At 42.1% G+C, this 15,825-nt stretch carries 17 protein-coding genes; 12 read left to right on the forward strand and 5 right to left on the reverse strand.

From position 1 onward, the window contains the following. Positions 1-9: 9 nt before the first annotated feature. On the reverse strand, positions 10-1,830 hold the full coding sequence (locus AC27EZ_RS10985) for a copper resistance system multicopper oxidase (protein WP_487135360.1): 1,821 nt from the start codon (positions 1,828-1,830) through the stop codon (positions 10-12). Between the two features lie 941 nt (positions 1,831-2,771). Between AC27EZ_RS10985 and AC27EZ_RS10990 the strand changes: the two genes are divergently transcribed. Continuing rightward, the gene (locus AC27EZ_RS10990) at positions 2,772-3,227 is read left to right on the forward strand and encodes a hypothetical protein (RefSeq protein ID WP_421131519.1); all 456 of its coding nucleotides are present in this window, start codon (positions 2,772-2,774) and stop codon (positions 3,225-3,227) included. Positions 3,228-3,328: 101 nt separating this feature from the next. Here AC27EZ_RS10990 and cadR read toward each other — a convergent pair whose 3' ends face one another. Further along, entirely contained in the window at positions 3,329-3,754 is a 426-nt protein-coding gene (cadR, locus tag AC27EZ_RS10995) for a Cd(II)/Pb(II)-responsive transcriptional regulator (protein ID WP_421131518.1), read from the reverse strand. Positions 3,755-3,835: 81 nt separating this feature from the next. Between cadR and AC27EZ_RS11000 the strand changes: the two genes are divergently transcribed. The 10 genes from AC27EZ_RS11000 to AC27EZ_RS11045 all read left to right on the forward strand — a co-directional run bounded on the left by AC27EZ_RS11000 (position 3,836) and on the right by AC27EZ_RS11045 (position 12,688). Continuing rightward, positions 3,836-4,462, forward strand: coding sequence for a cation efflux transmembrane domain-containing protein (locus tag AC27EZ_RS11000; RefSeq protein ID WP_487135361.1), 627 nt, complete (start codon positions 3,836-3,838; stop codon positions 4,460-4,462). Then, positions 4,459-4,824: a DUF3703 domain-containing protein gene (locus tag AC27EZ_RS11005; RefSeq protein ID WP_421131516.1), complete on the forward strand. Its 366-nt coding sequence runs from the start codon at positions 4,459-4,461 to the stop codon at positions 4,822-4,824. Before AC27EZ_RS11000 ends, AC27EZ_RS11005 begins: the two co-directional genes overlap by 4 nt. Then, the gene (locus AC27EZ_RS11010; protein ID WP_421131515.1) at positions 4,811-5,722 is read left to right on the forward strand and encodes a cation diffusion facilitator family transporter; all 912 of its coding nucleotides are present in this window, start codon (positions 4,811-4,813) and stop codon (positions 5,720-5,722) included. The genes AC27EZ_RS11005 and AC27EZ_RS11010 overlap by 14 nt, the downstream gene beginning before the upstream one ends. Before the next feature lie 19 nt (positions 5,723-5,741). Continuing rightward, on the forward strand, positions 5,742-6,119 hold the full coding sequence (locus AC27EZ_RS11015; RefSeq protein ID WP_032094209.1) for a hypothetical protein: 378 nt from the start codon (positions 5,742-5,744) through the stop codon (positions 6,117-6,119). A gap of 71 nt (positions 6,120-6,190) precedes the next feature. Next, positions 6,191-7,618, forward strand: coding sequence for a TolC family protein (locus AC27EZ_RS11020; protein ID WP_421131514.1), 1,428 nt, complete (start codon positions 6,191-6,193; stop codon positions 7,616-7,618). Beyond that, on the forward strand, positions 7,611-8,558 hold the full coding sequence (locus tag AC27EZ_RS11025) for an efflux RND transporter periplasmic adaptor subunit (RefSeq protein ID WP_421131513.1): 948 nt from the start codon (positions 7,611-7,613) through the stop codon (positions 8,556-8,558). The genes AC27EZ_RS11020 and AC27EZ_RS11025 overlap by 8 nt, the downstream gene beginning before the upstream one ends. 60 nt (positions 8,559-8,618) lie before the next feature. Beyond that, positions 8,619-11,726 (forward strand): efflux RND transporter permease subunit, encoded by a 3,108-nt coding sequence (locus AC27EZ_RS11030; RefSeq protein WP_487135362.1) that lies wholly within the window; start codon positions 8,619-8,621, stop codon positions 11,724-11,726. A 135-nt stretch (positions 11,727-11,861) separates the two neighbouring features. Then, complete coding sequence (locus tag AC27EZ_RS11035; protein WP_487135363.1) at positions 11,862-12,191, forward strand: hypothetical protein; 330 nt, start codon at positions 11,862-11,864, stop codon at positions 12,189-12,191. Between the two features lie 18 nt (positions 12,192-12,209). After that, complete coding sequence (locus AC27EZ_RS11040) at positions 12,210-12,446, forward strand: methyltransferase family protein (RefSeq protein ID WP_487135541.1); 237 nt, start codon at positions 12,210-12,212, stop codon at positions 12,444-12,446. 101 nt (positions 12,447-12,547) lie between these two features. After that, positions 12,548-12,688: a hypothetical protein gene (locus AC27EZ_RS11045; protein ID WP_487135364.1), complete on the forward strand. Its 141-nt coding sequence runs from the start codon at positions 12,548-12,550 to the stop codon at positions 12,686-12,688. On the opposite strand, the gene AC27EZ_RS11050 is transcribed toward AC27EZ_RS11045, so the two are convergent. Continuing rightward, entirely contained in the window at positions 12,668-12,925 is a 258-nt protein-coding gene (locus AC27EZ_RS11050) for a helix-turn-helix domain-containing protein (RefSeq protein WP_487135365.1), read from the reverse strand. The two genes, AC27EZ_RS11045 and AC27EZ_RS11050, sit on opposite strands and share 21 nt — an antisense overlap. A gap of 93 nt (positions 12,926-13,018) precedes the next feature. After that, positions 13,019-13,912 carry a GIY-YIG nuclease family protein gene (locus tag AC27EZ_RS11055; protein WP_487135366.1) on the reverse strand — a complete coding sequence of 298 codons (894 nt, stop codon included), beginning with the start codon at positions 13,910-13,912 and terminating at the stop codon, positions 13,019-13,021. Positions 13,913-14,268: 356 nt separating this feature from the next. Between AC27EZ_RS11055 and AC27EZ_RS11060 the strand changes: the two genes are divergently transcribed. Beyond that, complete coding sequence (locus AC27EZ_RS11060) at positions 14,269-14,487, forward strand: hypothetical protein (protein WP_487135367.1); 219 nt, start codon at positions 14,269-14,271, stop codon at positions 14,485-14,487. 835 nt (positions 14,488-15,322) lie between these two features. Here AC27EZ_RS11060 and parS read toward each other — a convergent pair. Continuing rightward, positions 15,323-15,760 (reverse strand): type II RES/Xre toxin-antitoxin system antitoxin, encoded by a 438-nt coding sequence (gene parS / locus AC27EZ_RS11065; RefSeq protein ID WP_421131503.1) that lies wholly within the window; start codon positions 15,758-15,760, stop codon positions 15,323-15,325. Positions 15,761-15,825 lie beyond the last annotated feature (65 nt).

Genomic DNA, 15,825 nt, shown 5'->3' on the forward strand with positions numbered 1-15,825 from the left:
TAATTTCCCCTACGAGACTGATACGATTCTGAACATGCCCGCATCCATGTGATAGAGCAGGTGACAATGGAATGCCCAATTTCCGGGGGCATCTGCGCTTATCAAGAGCGACACTTTTTCGCTGGGTTTTAAACTTATCGTATGTTTTCGGGGGGGCGGATAATTCCCGTTTTCTAACTCCATCCACATACCGTGCAAGTGGATTGGATGGTTCATCATAGAATCGTTCACTAAAATCAAACGAATTCGTTCGCCATACCTAAAATGAATAGGGCCATCGACTTCGTTAAATTTGAGTCCATCAAACGACCACATATAACGTTCCATATTGCCAGTAAGATGTAATTCAATAGTTTGGGTCGGCTCTCTGGTGTCGGGCCATTCCTCAGCGCCGGTCAAGTCGCTATATAATAGTACCCGATGTTTTGCGTCCTCTAAGCCAATGCCTGGCTCATCAAGTCGACTGGTAGGGTTTGTTGCAAGCATACTTGCACCGGGTCCATGACCCTCCTCATCATGCTCTATATTAATATTATTTACCGGGAGCGCTCGCGTATGCATCGATGAATGGTCATTCATTGTGTCCATTGATGACTCAGAAGACCCCTCTTTATTCATTGGCTTATTAGATTGCTTGTTCATGCCTTCCATCCCGGCCATATCTGAATTCATCCCCATGGCCGCCATGCCACGCTCTGGCATTTCACGCAATGTTGGTACAGGCGCTTCTTTTCCAAGTTCAGTACTGAGCGTTCCACGAACGAAGCCACTTCTGTCCATGCTTTCTGCAAAAAGAGTGTATGTAGTCGTGCCGATTGGCCTTACAATTACATCATAGGTTTCAGCAACCGCAATTCGAAGTTCATCGACTTTAACGGGTTTTATTGGTTGTCCATCAGCAGCCACCACGGTCATTTCGAGGCCCGGAATACGAAAATCGAAATACGTCATTGCGGAGCCATTTATGAGCCTTAATCGAATGCTTTCATTGGGCCTATAGAGCGCAGTCCAGTTGGTTTGAGCATCTCTGCCATTCATTAAATATGTATATGTGGAGCTTGTTACATCGAGAATATCTCTGGGATTCATCCGCATATTCGCCCACATAGCTCTTTCTTTTACTGTATTAACAAAACCTTGCTTTTTAATATCTTTAACAGTGTCGCTTATGGTGCGTTGTTGATAGTTGTAGTAACCCTCTGCCACTTTCAAATGCCTGAACACATCGTGTGGATCTTCAAAGGTCCAATCGCTTAATTGAATGACATGTTCCCTGTCTGCACCTATGTCACCGTCGGAAGGGTCAATGATGACAGGGCCTAAGTGCCCCAGTTGCTCTTGCAGCCCCGAGTGGCTGTGATACCAATAGGTGCCGTTTTGTTTTATATCAAATTCATAGGTAAACGTAGAGTTAGGTTCGATACCAGGAAATGAAACGCCAGGTACTCCATCCATGTTAAATGGGAGAATAAAACCATGCCAATGAATAGACGTGCTGTCTGGTAATTCGTTGGTAACATGAATCTTAACTTGCTGACCTTCTCTTAACCGGAGCAATGGGCCAGGTGATATGTCGTTGATGGTAATAGGGCTTGCAACATCGCCGGCAATTTTCTTTTGCTGGCGAGAAATTGTCATGTTGATGTTTTTTCCACTTACTACTGCATCCCCGTAGTTTACCTCTGCAATACTGTTGTCATTTTTGCTATTGCTATAACCCTCTGCGAAAGCCCAAGGTGCTCTCATCTGACCTAGCAGGGCAAAGCCACCAGTGGCATAAGCCGCGTTTCTCAAAAAAATGCGCCTATGTTGCTTCATTCGATTATTCATAAGAACCTCACTTCTTTAGCGATATGTGCGATACGCTGCACTGTCTACATGTTTGTCAGGTATTAACCTGACAAACGGCTTAAGAATTGAAGTTGAGTTTAGGCGGCCTCAGGAGGCTAAACCCCGAGTAGAAATGATAAAAATTGAAGAAATAAAAGTTTGAAAAAGATGGTGCATTGATTGATTTCAAAACAGGTGCAACCATTGATGAAAGGTTAGAGCTCGAGCCTAATTTACACTCACAAACACCGTCACAACACTTACCGTCGCACTCTGTATGATCTTGATGTTCCGAGTGTTGCGAATGTTCCAAATGTTGCATATTGTCAGATTGATGTTGAGTCGTTGCAGACTCAATGAAATTGACCGTTGCGTCATTTTTGTTTGAAGGCTCACATGCAACACTAGACAATGATAAAACAAGCAAAGCGAGGCACGCAGCGCATTTTACAAATGCACCAAGTAATCCTTTATCTGTTTTATTTGCGTCCATAACGTTGCTCAAACCCCGTCAATATCGAGTAAAAAGTTCACATATGTAGGTAAATATTGCAATCAACCTTACAGAAATAAAAAATCGCTCTTCTACAACAAATCAAGTCAAAACGCCTAGTTCTTGGGAAGTAGAGCACAACTTAATGTCCTTATAGTCACTCTCTCCTAATCTTATTTGAGAGTAGTGCAAAAAGCAGTCCGACTATGAGTAGTCATGCTTAGATGAGAGTTTTAGCCTCATTCTTAATTGAAATAAGCGAATAAGTGGTGACGTATTCATGGCTTAATTTTTAATTCAAAGTGACCCAACGTGAAATACCATATAAACGAGCGGATCTGACAAATTTGTAATGCAACTGTAATCTAGCCGTTATGATTTTAAGCGGTATTTAATTTAAATTTCTGTCTGGAGCCTTTTTAATCTGTGCGGGATATCGAGAGTTAGTATGAAAATAGAAAGTGTAAGAGATATTTTAGAGTGGACCATGGATTTACATAAACAACTAGCAAGCTGCCTCACGCATTGCGAACCAAATAATTCTGAGCGCTCAAAAATGGCAATGCAATACTTGATTGCTCATGAGGAGCATTTAGCAGCGCTTATTAAATCATTTTCAGTAAAAGCGGAATCTGGAGAGTTGGAAACGCTCTTTATAGAATATTTGGAAAAGAATCCAATAGTTTTACACGATCATTGCGACGGCGCATTTGAACAAAAGGCAGACTCAGAGATTGCAGCAATCGTAATTGAACAACATCAAGAAGTGATAGCACTTTATTCTTATCTAAGAGAGCAGGCTGTAATCCCTCATCATAAAGAACTTTTGGACAACTTACTGGCACTGGAAAATCAAGAAATTGTGCGGATGGCTCAAGGATTAAATAGATTTCAGGATATGTAACTTTATAAATCAATCGGTAAAACTAGCGTTTCATTGGAAATACTATTTATCGTGAGGCAACAACTTGTTATACCGTTCGCTAGCGAACGAGTCATTGAGGCTCAGTCGTTACGTTTTGCAGGGCAGTGCGAATCTACAATGCTGTCTATTCTGTGCAAAACACCGCATTCCTTGATTTTCTTATCGTCGTTACAAGCGGCTCGTATGGATTTAAGTGTTTTCTGTAGAGCGTTTAGCTCAGATATTCGATGCTTAATATCATCAATATGTTTGTCTATTGTGGTATTGACGTTTTCGCAACTGCTTTCTGGGTTAGTTCGTGTTTCTAGTACTAAACTAATTTCTTCAATCGTCATATCTAGTGCACGGCATTGCTTAATAAACAGCAACTGCTTTAGTGCTTCGTCCGAATAACTTCGATAATTCGATTGCGTGCGCTGTGGTGCTGCTAACAACGCCTTTCGTTCATAAAAGCGAATAGTTTGAATACTTAGGCCTGTTTTATCTGCTAACTGTCCGATTTTCATGTTTCTTTACCTGACACGCTTGACTCTATACCAAGTATAGAGTTTACACTTGTGTCATGATTCAGTAAAGCGAGTGTTTTTATGAGTGGCTGTGGGTGCGACATTGAAATCAAAGACCAAGAACAAAAAAAGGTGTTGTATTGGTTGTTAGGCATTAATGCCGTGATGTTCGTCGTTGAAATGAGTGTAGGGTTATTGGCTGACTCAACAGCGCTTATTGCAGATTCACTGGATATGCTTGCGGATGCGGTTGTGTATGGCATTGGTATTTATGCAGTGGGTAAAACCATTACTCACAAAGCAAACGCCGCAAAAATTAGCGGATATTTTCAATTGATTCTAGGCCTTATTATTTTATTTGATATTGCTCGTCGTTCGATATTAGGCAGTGACCCCGAGTCATTGTTAATGATGGGGATGGGTTTTGTTGCCTTAATCGCTAACATTATATGTTTAGCAATCATTAGAAAACAGAAGAGCGGCGAAGTACATATGCGAGCGAGTTGGATTTTCTCGGCGAATGACGTTATTGCCAACATGGGCGTCATTGTAGCGGGCGTGACGGTGTATCTATTTGACACTCGCTGGGCCGATTTAGTGATTGGCTTTATTGTTTCAATCATCGTTTTGCGAGGTGCAGTCTTAATCTTAAAAGATGCTAAGCAAGAACTTCATAATAACAGCGCATCTAATGGAGAAGTGTTATGAATTTTACACAAGCAGCAAAGCCTTACATAACCCAGAAATTAAACGAAGCACATAAGTCATTTACAGACAAAGATGATAAGGCTGGATTTAAAGCATTGGAAGATGCACATGTGATTGGTCAGCATTCAACTTATCACCATACCCGAGTGCACTATGAAATGCTCAAGTTTGGATTAAAACGTAAGGACTTTAAAGAAGTCTTCGGGCAACTCTTCAGGCTGATTGGTGCCGTTACTAAAACGGCTATCGGTTTGTTGCCAGAGGGCAATACGGGCGGGGCAAATGTATGCCCGTTTAAACCCATGCCTATTTCACAAGCAAATAAAGTAATCTTGGATAAGATCAAACATGCACAGTCATAATCATTCACATAGCCATACGCACTCAGATGGAAATTCAGACGATGCATCAAGGCGCATTGGCTGGGCGTTCTTTTTAAATGTGGTGTTCACCATCATCGAGTTTATCGGTGGTTGGCTGACCAACAGCACCGCTATCATGGCAGACGCGGTGCATGACCTCGGCGATAGTTTGTCAATTGGCACAGCGTGGGGATTGAATAAGCTTAGCGATAAATCAGCTAATAAAACCTTCTCATATGGATATAAGCGCTTTTCTTTATTGGGCGCGTTGATTAACGGTTTAGTGCTCACGGTAGGCTCTATTTGGATATTGTTTGAAGCAATCCCTCGTTTAGCAGAGCCTGAAATGCCCCAAGTAGAGGGGATGTTAGCCTTATCTATTTTTGGTATGGCAGTAAACGGTTTCGCCGCTTATAAACTAAGCGAAGGAACGTCATTAAACGAACGAGTGCTTAATTGGCACTTGCTAGAAGATGTTCTCGGTTGGGTGGCAGTATTTATTATATCCATCGTCTTAATGTTTAAGCCTTGGGCGATTTTAGATCCCATCCTGTCCATTGGCTTTACTTTGTTCATCCTCTTCAATGTGTTTCGTAACCTAAAAGAAACCCTGATGCTATTTTTACAGGCAACGCCAGATGAAGAGCAAATGTCAAAAATCCGAAACGACTTGCTTGCAAACGATAAGATAAGCGACCTCCATCATTTTCACATTTGGTCTTTAGACGGAGAGCGCAATGTGATGACTGTCCACCTTGTGTTGGAAGGAGAAGTCAGTGTTGAGCACATACAGTCATTAAAAGAGAGCATACAAAGCTCATTAGCCAAATATCACTTTGAACATACTACAGTAGAGCTGGAATTTGCTGACGAACAATGTCGTGACGAAGTGAAATAGGCTTGGTAGACTGGCACTTATGAAAAATTTAAAACGAATAAGTTACATCATGATCTCGCTGATACTCTTTCAGTCGTTTTCTGCTGTGGCCAATTCGTTAGATTTTCATGCAATAGACACACAACATTTGCAACATGAACATCAGCATTCAGAGCACAATCAAGCTTCAAATGATATGCCAACTAAAGTGCTTGGTGAGTCAGCAAAAGCAGATCACCATAACCCTGCCGATTGCCATCATTGTGGCCACTGCCACGGTACGCATGCGCAGTGGTTAGGCCAGCACGACATCAACAATCTACAATCTGTGGTGTCTACCCACAACTTTAATTATTTGGATGCGATTATCGACGCACCCATCAACCGATTACTACGCCCACCCAAAACACTATCCTAATATCGCTTTCGATAGTGTCTCGCTGAGAAAAAGCGCGTCACTGAATATTGATAAATTATTAGGATATTCTAATGAAAATGTTTCATATTTTTGTGCATGCACGCGCCATTGCGTTTGCTTGCATGCTGGGCTTAACATTGAGTCCAATTGCCGCACAAGCGGTGCAAACTAGTCGCTATTTAGATGAAGGTGTTCAAGCGCCCGTACGAGAAACGCTGAGCCTTGAAGATACAATCAGACTTACACTTGCCAATAATCCAAGTTTGTATGAGTTTGAATTTAGACAGCGAGTGATTGACGGTGAATCAAAAACTGCCGCGCTTAAACCCGCACTGAATGCTGGGATTGAATTAGAAAACTTTATGGGAACCGGCGAGGTGTCGGGCATTAAGGAGCTCGAAGTCAGTTTGACCTTGTCATCTGTACTACAGCTCAACGACAAGCCTAGCGCAAGATTGGACGTACTCTCTGAGCGTAAAATACAACAAGAGGTGGAAAAGAAAATACGCACATTGGATGTCCTTGGCGAGCTGAATCGTCGGTACATCGATGCACTTGTATTGCAAGCCACCTTAGACGTGCAAAACGATGCAGAGACACTTGCACTCTATACCTATAACGCAGTTTCTAAGCGCGTTGATGCAGGCGCGTCACCATTGCTAGAGCAAAAACGCGCCCAAGCAGCGCTAGCCCAAGCAAAACTCGATGTTAAATTAGCTCAAGAAGGTCTTCAATTTGCATTGCGCAGTCTTGCCATTATGTGGGGCGAACAAACGCCCACTTTTAAGCGTGTGGAAGGTAGGCTTTTTGCGTTTCAAGACATTGGGTCATTCGAGATGCTTTCTGACGCTATCCAAAGCAGTCCGCATATAGACTTGTTCGCAAAACAAAGCCGTGTTCAAGCAGCGCAGCTTAGATTAGTGCAAACCAATAATCGAGCTGACATTGAGTGGTCAGCGGGTGTTCGACGAATACAAGGTATTGATGAAACTGCTTTAATAGCCGGGATCAGCGTGCCATTGTTTCAACAAAAACGAAACCTAGGTGAATACGAGGCGCAAAAAGCTCGCCTTGATGCAATAGAGGTGCAAAAACAGAGTAATGTGCGCAGTCTTTTACATTCAGTTAATCAAGCCTTAGGTGAGCACACCCGCGCATTATTAGAGGTTGACGCTATCCAAGAAACTGTCATACCGCCTCTTACAGAAGCCTTGGATTTAGTCGAGAGCGCCTATTTAGATGGCCGGTTTAGCTATTTGGAGTGGGTATCTACTCGACAAGAGTTCTTAAATACGCGCCTGACATTAATTGAGGCGGCGTCTCAAGTGCACCTAAGCAAAACAGAAATTGAAACGCTTACCGGTCTCGCACTTAAGGCTTCACAAAGCAGCACTGCAAAAACGGATACTGCAAAGAGCAACGCTTCCAAAAAGCTAGCGCACGACATCACTATGCAGCAGCCATCAAACATTTCGATAAGAAGTAACGATCATGAATAAATTTACTCAATTAAAAACATTCACAATATTAAAAGTACTCGTTTTAAGCATCACGCTAATGACGATACATGGGACTGTGAGCGCGGGAGACAAAGACGCAAGCGGTGATTCTCAAGAGGATGATAAACACGCTGGTGAAGTCGTTACGATGAGCGACGAGACTGCTGTGCAAAATGGGATTACCACCACAAATGTTATTGCTGGCGACATTGCACTTTCGACCACACTTTATGGCCGAATAAGTGCAGATCCTGCTTCTTTGAGTCATATTAGGGCGCGTTTTGACGGTGTGATCAAAGATGTCAAAGTCAACATTGGCGACACAGTTAAAAAAGGAGATATTTTAGCGGTCGTAGAGTCAAATGAGAGTTTAAAAAGCTACTCAATTACATCTCCATTTGATGGCAACGTAATAGCTCGGCATGCCAACAATGGTGAGTTATCAAACGGACAAGTACTATTTTCCTTAGCCAACTACAAGGATGTGTGGGCACAATTAACCGTGTTCTCGCAGCACCTCGGCAAAATTAAGGTCGGACAAGCTGTTGAATTAAGGCATGCAAACTTTGAGCAGCTATCTGAAATTGCCTACCTTACGCCATCTGCCGATAGTAGTCCGCATTCGCTTGCCAATGTCACTGTTGACAATAGCAGTGGCTATTGGCCATTAGGCACCTTGGTAAAAGCGCAGGTAACGACAGCCACCAAGGCCGTGAGTCATATGGTGCCTGTGACTGCTATTCAAGAGTATGAAGACAAGCAAGTAGTATTTGTTAATCATGATAATGAATATAAACCACGACCCGTGCAGCTCGGTGTAACTGATGGTCGCTATATTGAAGTCATAAGCGGCATTGAAATAGGTGAGCGTGTGGTGGCTACCAATAGTTACCTGATCAAAGCAGATCTGGAAAAATCGGAGGCCGGTCATGACCATTAATGCCTCAATAAAACCCGAATATGCATCTTTGCTACTGCAAGGTTTTAAGGGAGGCTTAACATGCTAGCTTCCATTATTCGCACTGCAATAGACAGGCGCGGTATATTTTTGATGCTGAGTTTTTTAGTCATTGGTTTTGGCTTATTTAGTTATCAAAAGCTACCCATTGACGCCGTACCCGATATCACCAATGTCCAAGTTCAAATCAATACTCAAGCAACAGGTTATTCGCCGCTTGAAACTGAACAACGCATCACCTTTTTGGTAGAAAACGCCTTAGCGGGTTTGCCAAACTTGGATTATACCCGTTCACTTTCTCGTTATGGCTTGTCTCAAGTGACCGCCGTATTTGAAGAAGGCACCGACCTGTATTTTGCCAGAAACCTCATTAATGAGCGGATAGGCATTATCAAAAGTCAGCTACCCGAGGGTATCGAGCCTGAAATGGGGCCGATTGCCACGGGTTTGGGTGAAATCTACATGTACACGCTCAGCGCTGAGCCGGGCACATTGACATCCGATGGCAGAGACTTTGATGCGATGGCGCTACGAGAACTGCATGACTGGGTGGTGAAACCTCAACTCGCTTTAGTAAAAGGTATCACTGAGGTTAACGCTATTGGCGGCTTTACCAAGCAATATCATGTGAATCCTGATCCTCAACGTATGCTTAATTATGGTGTGAGCACTGACGATCTGTTGCGGGCATTGGAGCGAAATAATGCCAATCAAGGTGCCGGGTACATCGAACATAACGGTCAACAAATACTGGTGCGCTCTCAAGCGCAGCTGGCCACAATTGAAGATATTGGTAATGTCGTAGTGACACTCACTAATCAATCTCCAGTGACCGTCAACGATATTGCCGAAGTGGCTATTGGTAAAGAGCTTCGAACGGGTGCTGCGACACGGGAGGGTAAGGAAACCGTCTTAGGCACTGCCATGATGCTCATTGGTGAAAATAGTCGTGCTGTGGCCTTGGCAGTGGCTGACAAAGTGGATGAAATCCAAGCTAGCTTGCCCGAAGGTGTGGTATTAGAAACTGTTTACGATCGCACCGCGCTGGTAGATAAAGCCATCAATACCGTCCGTAAAAACCTCGTTGAAGGCGCATTACTGGTGATTGTGGTGTTGTTTCTTCTGCTTGGGAATATAAGAGCAGCTATTATTACCGCCGCTGTGATACCGCTCGCTATGCTCGCCACTATAACAGGGATGGTGCAAACAGGCGTAAGCGCAAACTTAATGAGCTTAGGGGCGCTAGACTTCGGGTTAATTGTAGATGGTGCGGTTATCATCGTTGAAAACTGTATCAGGCGCTTAAGTGAAGCGCAAAGGCGAACTGGCTCAGTGCTGCCCATCAAGGAAAGACTTGAAGTCGTGTATGAAGCAACCAACGAAGTAATACGACCTAGTCTTTTTGGCGTGATGATTATTACCATTGTATATATCCCTATTTTCAGTTTAACAGGGGTAGAAGGAAAGATGTTTCACCCGATGGCGGCCACCGTCATCTTGGCATTACTTGCTGCGATGGTGTTTTCTATCACTATCGTGCCAGCAGCCGTTGCGATGTTTATGTCGGGTAAAGTCAGTGAAAAAGAGAGCCCAATCATAGTTGGGGCGAAATCGGTGTATCGTCCGGTTCTTTTATGGTCGCTTAAACTACGTTGGTTGGTAATAGGCTCAGCGACATTATTGGTTGTTGTGAGCGTTTGGCTAAGCATGCGACTTGGCTCTGAATTTATTCCTCAACTTGATGAGGGTGATATTGCCTTGCACGCTATGCGAGTGCCCGGCACTGGCATAGAGCAAGCCGTGGATATGCAAAAAAGGCTTGAAGACGTCATTATGCAGTACCCACAAGTGAGCACTGTATTTGCTAAAACCGGCACGGCAGAAGTTGCCACAGATGCGATGCCGCCAAATGTTACCGATACGTTTGTGATGTTGAAACCTAACGACCAATGGCCAGATCCTACTTTATCTAAAGCCGAATTTGTCGAGCAAATGGAGCGTGAGCTTCAAAACGTGCCCGGCAATAATTACGAGTTTACTCAACCTATACAAATGCGGTTTAACGAATTAATTAGTGGCGTTAGAGCCGACTTAGGCATAAAAATTTATGGAGATGATTTAGATAAACTGCGCGATTCAGCCGGTGATATATTAGCGGTACTGCAAGATATACCCGGCGCTGCGGATGCACGCGTTGAGCAAGTTGATGAAATTCCTATCTTTACTGTGAACCCCAAGCCTTATGCTTTAGCGCGTTATAATTTGGATGTCACTGATTTGCAAACTTGGTTAAGCGCATCGATTGGCGGCGAAGAAGCAGGCTTGATATTCGAGGGCGACAGGCGATTCGAGATAGTCGTGCGCTACTCAGAGGATATTCGCAATAATCTTGATACGCTAGGCAGCATACCTATTATGACTGGGAATGGTGATTATGTGCCTATAGCAGAAGTTGCAACGCTTGAATATGCCAGCATACCCAGTCAAATCAGCCGAGAAAACGCCAAGCGCCGTATTGTGGTAACGGCGAATGTAAGAGAGCGCGACCTAGGCTCGTTTGTTACTGAAGCAAAAATGCAAATAGCAAAAAATGTCGTATTGCCAAGTGGTTATTGGGTTGATTATGGCGGTACGTTCGAGCAGTTAGAAAGTGCGAGTCAGCGATTGAGCCTTGTTGTCCCAGCGACGCTTTTCTTAATTCTTGCATTGCTAGTCATTGCCTTTGGCTCGGTGAAAGATGCACTAATAATTTTCACTGGCGTTCCTTTAGCATTAACGGGTGGGATTTTTGCGCTGTGGGTGAGAGACATGCCCTTGTCTATATCAGCAGGCGTTGGTTTTATTGCGCTGTCTGGCATTGCTGTGCTTAACGGTTTGGTTATGTTGTCGTTTATCCGCCAAAGACTAGAAGAAACAGGAGAGTTAATTAACGCTATTGTTGATGGTGCATTAACGCGTTTGCGGCCAGTACTGATGACGGCACTGGTTGCTAGCCTTGGTTTTGTGCCAATGGCGCTTAATGTGGGAACGGGAGCAGAAGTGCAGCGTCCGTTGGCGACGGTAGTTATTGGCGGGATAATATCTTCTACCTTACTTACATTGATAGTTTTACCAGTTTTATATCGAATTGTGCACAGCAGGAAGAATTAGCGACATTTGGGGCATTAGAAGTTGTTAGTTAATGCCCCAGTTTTACTCATTGCACGTAAACGTCATCGATATGTGTTGACCCTATATTAAGTATAGACTTTATAATCATATCTATAGAATTAAAAAAAGATAGATATGATTTCGTTGGTATTGATAAGTGCTTTTATACTGCTTGCAGTAATCGTTAGAAGTTTTGTGCAATATAAAAGAAATGGTGATTTTGGCATTAGAGCAGCCTCGCTGAGCGCTCCAATGATAGAGTTTTTGCCCGGCATTTTGTTTGTGATTACATTTTGCCTAGCGTTTGGTGTGATAGTTATTGGGTATTTTGGCAAAGTGCCTCTTTTGTTTGTTGTTCCACGGCCATTTCAGGTTTTAGGTCTTGCGGTTGGGACTTGTGGAATACTTGTCACGCTCTTATCTCAAATTCAAATGGGCGATTCATGGCGAATTGGTGTCGACTAGAAAGAAGCGACGACGCTCATTACGCATGGTATTTATGCAAGGTCTCGAAACCCGATTTATTTCGGGATTTTTATATTTTGGCTGGGGTTATGTCTCACATTCCCACATCTACTGCTATGGGCTTGCGCCTTAATATGCTGGTTTTGCATTGAACTGATTGTTCGGGAAATTGAAGAGCCATATTTAATAGAAGTGCATGGGGATGAGTTTCAAAAGTACATGCGGGAGACTAATCGATACATACCTAGGTTATGACGTTCGTTTAATTTTTACAAATCTACGATGTGAGACTTGATTTATAAAAACTGAGCACCAATGTACACTGTATATATCATCAGTAAGGTAGAGGGAGTCACATGGATGTATTGAATGTTGAAAACGAATTACGCGAAGTCGTAGCCAGAGTAGTGACTCAAGTAGAGCTTGCGAGCAAGCAAGGCCGCTTAGACATAAATTTAGCGATGGAAGATGCTAATCTATCGATACCTTGCCTTTGAAGATAATTTGACGATTAAATCCAAACCGATCGCCGGATCTACTTCTATTGCTCTACAATATTCTACGTACTCTAGGATCGTTAAATTACGCTGTGCTTTTTCAATCTTACTTACTGTTTGAAATGGCTCGTCAATTCTTTCTGCTACATCTCTCAAAGTTAAACCTTTCTGTTTACGTATAGTTTTAAGCCAACTCGTAAGGGCTAAATAATCGGGATGTGCAAGAGATTTAATCATCTCCGCATTATGACAGCGAAATCTTTTGTCCCGAAATTGGGGAATTGCGATTAGTCTAGGTGATTATTGGTGAGCTTTTTATCTAAATTATGTCTAGATGACAAACGCGGCAAATCCAACATTGCTGACTAAATACCCCTTCAGTGTCGCTGCCAACTTATCGTTAATGATAAATTCTTCTCTGCCACTAATAAGCTGCCCATGCTTCTTTAAATAAGACAAGATAGCGGATTCCTCTTTAATTGGAGATTCAACATATTTACATAAGAATGTAGTGTCAGTATTTATCTTTTTTGCTCTGAGATGTTCATTGTGGCGTTTTTTTATTTCACGCTCAGTCTGACCTATTTTAACCCGGTACAACCCATTTTCTTCAGACAACATTGCTACGTAAATGAAGCCTGGCTTGTCAGAATTCACTGTATTTTCGTGCAACCACCATTTTTTCCCTTCATTCATATCTCTTACAATTGTATTGTGTAATGCATGCTTATCTGTAATTTGATTGTCTACTATGTATTTGACCATCTGTTTGTACAAAGGAGTGCTAAGGTAGGGCAGATCAGCAATATCCCATCCAAGCTTTAAAAAATTGGTTCGGTACTGCACAGGGCCTATCATTTCGTATAGGAGTTGGTCGATGATGCTTCGTTTTATCTTTAACTGCGATAAAGCTCCCTTTACACCGCTTTCAGCAATCACTGAAAGTATTTCTGCACATCGTAATAATTTAACTGGATGTTTGTTTACAAGAGCCTTAGAGCACGAGCGCGAGAAGTATACGCCTCGCTCGTTACATTTAGATTTTAAATCAAACCCTCGTTCGCGAACCAATAATTTGAAATCACGAGAATAAATATTATTTTTGTTAGCATACCTTGCAAGGATACCAATGGTGACAAATCCAAAGAATTGGTCACTTAGAACAAAATGATTAAATACATGCTCACATATAGCGAGGTCTTTTTCATAAGAGCTAACAGTCATATTTATTCCCAAATATCTTCGGCTTAATTAGTTTTGTCCCGAATATAGTGAATACTAACCAGTTACCTTATGTAAACCAAATAAATATTGTTGACCACTACAAAGATCCGTGTGTTGCGTTTTCAAAAAGAACCTCGTGATATTGTCTGATAATATAACGAAATAAGAGATTACCTTTTTGCACGACTAAAGCGGTCGCTTTAACATAAAGATCGAAAAACGAGCATTCAGATTTTTTAATTTGCTATGATAAACCTATACAAGTTCAGACTAGAGGCCTCAATGTGAAAGTTTATGCAGAGCGATTGACAAAGACATTAGTGGGCCGTGTTTGTGACGTTTGCAATGAAAGCGTCATGAACAAGATTGGTGACCACGAATGTGAGGAGTGTGGAGAGTTAAAAGCGCAATGGGGATATGGCTCAAAGAACGATGGAAAATCTTGTCACATAGACTTGTGCGAAAATTGCTTTAGTGTAGCGTTAGCAGCTTTGCGGGATCACCGTAAACGAATAGTTATGTTTGACGATGCACAAGAGCAGCCAGACGATAAGTTCGGAGTAGCTAAAAATTGAGTACTTAGAATACAAGCGGACTTCAATCTCTGCTTATTAGGTTGAAATACATTAGCTCACAATATCAGATGTTAAGCATTCATCAATGTTCATCACGGAATGATGAATAACAATTGAGAGCTAAGTTTAGTGGCTTCGACCAAAGCACGCTAAGATATAAGTAGGAATTTTATGTAGGTTGTTGTATCTTTATTACAGAGCAAAAAATATCGAGGTCTTCATCAATGTTTAATGAAAAATCAATTTAAGTGCAGAATCCACACTCAGCCAGATAATAAAAAGTTTACGCAACAAAGTTGAAGCCCACAAGAAAAGTTGCGAGGCTCTGGTTTGAAATAAACCCACCTACTGTACCCACAAATAATTGAGAGCTTAAGTAATTCAATTTGCTAGAACCATTCACGTCATAGACATTTATCAGCCGTTGTAACTGCTTTTTGCTCAATTCAGGCTAGTCGGTTCGGTCTTTTTCAAGGCGCTCATACTATAGTTTGAAGCTCATTTCATTGCAGTACTGAAACTCCAATTTCTTTTGTTTCTTATTGCAGAGGGAAAAAGTGTGCGAATGTATTAAAGATTGAAATTGCAATTCTATCTTGCTAAATCTACTCAGCCAACTTTGTAAAATCATGTTCTTAATAAACTGTCTAACAAGCTGTTGGATATTTGGTGCTTGTTTAGCTGTTGCATTTTTTGCAACAGCTTGTTGCACTTTTAGTTGGTCAACGGGCTGTTGACCATATGTTCTAGAATAGTACCCAGTTTCAAACTTTAATATGCTGGTACAAAAAGTATACCGCTACACGCATTTAGTTCTAGCTCGCTTTCAATAATATTATGCAAGCAGGCCGTGCTGAAGTTGCCCAATAATGTTTTTTGCATTGTCGTATCCGGCGGTGGTTGATGTCATTTCAATCGGGCTTTTATTCCCAAGCCCTTTAGTTTTAGTTCTAAACCAGAGTAATGCGTCTTCCCGTTTATCTTCAAACAAATCAATTGCAGCGACAAGTACATTTAATATTCGATAAAGTTTGTCGCTTTCTTCGGTGCTGAGTTGGCCGGTTTTCGCTCGACGACTAAGTGTGGAAGGTGAGATAAATAAGTATGCTGCAAGCTCTTTTCTATCGATTTGGATAATCTTTGCCGTTTGTATAAAAACATCGTATGGAAATCCATCTTCAATAGAAAGATGAAGCGATGCGCCCCTAAAAGGGACTCCAACCTCATCCCAGATAGACCTGTGTTTTTCTATTTCAAAATTTAGCACTGACATATTATATACCTACTCTAGAGATAATTACCTGCCTGTTAGGATGGAGCTTTATTAGCAATCTTTGC

The organism is Alteromonas sp. 4NH20-0056 (genome assembly GCF_057539655.1).

Excerpts from the sequence above, each read along its gene's own strand:
- AC27EZ_RS11050 (WP_487135365.1), bottom strand. The coding sequence starts at position 12,925 with ATGATTAAATCTCTTGCACATCCCGATTATTTAGCCCTTACGAGTTGG.
- AC27EZ_RS11060 (WP_487135367.1), top strand. The coding sequence starts at position 14,269 with ATGAACAAGATTGGTGACCACGAATGTGAGGAGTGTGGAGAGTTAAAA.
- AC27EZ_RS11045 (WP_487135364.1), top strand. The coding sequence starts at position 12,548 with ATGGATGTATTGAATGTTGAAAACGAATTACGCGAAGTCGTAGCCAGA.
- AC27EZ_RS10990 (WP_421131519.1), top strand. The coding sequence starts at position 2,772 with ATGAAAATAGAAAGTGTAAGAGATATTTTAGAGTGGACCATGGATTTA.
- AC27EZ_RS11020 (WP_421131514.1), top strand. The coding sequence starts at position 6,191 with ATGAAAATGTTTCATATTTTTGTGCATGCACGCGCCATTGCGTTTGCT.
- AC27EZ_RS11000 (WP_487135361.1), top strand. The coding sequence starts at position 3,836 with ATGAGTGGCTGTGGGTGCGACATTGAAATCAAAGACCAAGAACAAAAA.
- AC27EZ_RS11010 (WP_421131515.1), top strand. The coding sequence starts at position 4,811 with ATGCACAGTCATAATCATTCACATAGCCATACGCACTCAGATGGAAAT.
- cadR (WP_421131518.1), bottom strand. The coding sequence starts at position 3,754 with ATGAAAATCGGACAGTTAGCAGATAAAACAGGCCTAAGTATTCAAACT.
- AC27EZ_RS11005 (WP_421131516.1), top strand. The coding sequence starts at position 4,459 with ATGAATTTTACACAAGCAGCAAAGCCTTACATAACCCAGAAATTAAAC.
- AC27EZ_RS11015 (WP_032094209.1), top strand. The coding sequence starts at position 5,742 with ATGAAAAATTTAAAACGAATAAGTTACATCATGATCTCGCTGATACTC.
- AC27EZ_RS11035 (WP_487135363.1), top strand. The coding sequence starts at position 11,862 with ATGATTTCGTTGGTATTGATAAGTGCTTTTATACTGCTTGCAGTAATC.
- AC27EZ_RS10985 (WP_487135360.1), bottom strand. The coding sequence starts at position 1,830 with ATGAATAATCGAATGAAGCAACATAGGCGCATTTTTTTGAGAAACGCG.
- AC27EZ_RS11030 (WP_487135362.1), top strand. The coding sequence starts at position 8,619 with ATGCTAGCTTCCATTATTCGCACTGCAATAGACAGGCGCGGTATATTT.
- parS (WP_421131503.1), bottom strand. The coding sequence starts at position 15,760 with ATGTCAGTGCTAAATTTTGAAATAGAAAAACACAGGTCTATCTGGGAT.
- AC27EZ_RS11025 (WP_421131513.1), top strand. The coding sequence starts at position 7,611 with ATGAATAAATTTACTCAATTAAAAACATTCACAATATTAAAAGTACTC.
- AC27EZ_RS11055 (WP_487135366.1), bottom strand. The coding sequence starts at position 13,912 with ATGACTGTTAGCTCTTATGAAAAAGACCTCGCTATATGTGAGCATGTA.